The organism is Candidatus Hydrothermales bacterium (assembly GCA_039630235.1).
GTDB lineage: Bacteria > Hydrothermota > Hydrothermia > Hydrothermales > JAJRUZ01 > JBCNVI01.
This window is the reverse complement of sequence record JBCNVI010000030.1, coordinates 810-1,079: the sequence shown is the minus strand read 5'-3', so window position 1 is coordinate 1,079 and position 270 is coordinate 810. Positions and strand designations below refer to the sequence as shown.

Below are 270 nucleotides of genomic sequence, written 5' to 3'. Positions count from 1 at the left end.
TCACCCCTATCCACACCTCATCCAACTGTGTTGCAGCACCGATTGGTTCAGGCCTCCAGACGGTGTTACCCGTCCTTCACCTTGGGCATGGATAGATCGTTCCGCTTCGCGTCTGCAGCATGGGACTATATCGCCCTATTCGGACTCGGTTTCCCTACGCCTACGCCTATCGGCTTAAGCTTGCCCCATACCACAACTCCCTGGCTCATTTTCCAAGAGGCACGCAGTCGGACTTATATAGTCCTTCCACTGGCTTGTAGATCCACGGTT

At 54.4% G+C, this 270-nt stretch carries 1 rRNA gene (cut by a window edge); it reads right to left on the bottom strand.

Features of this window, described 5'->3' with window-relative positions:
• Window positions 1-270, bottom strand: a 23S ribosomal RNA gene (locus tag ABDH49_09130); its annotated part runs 579 nt beyond the window's last position; the annotation flags it as partial.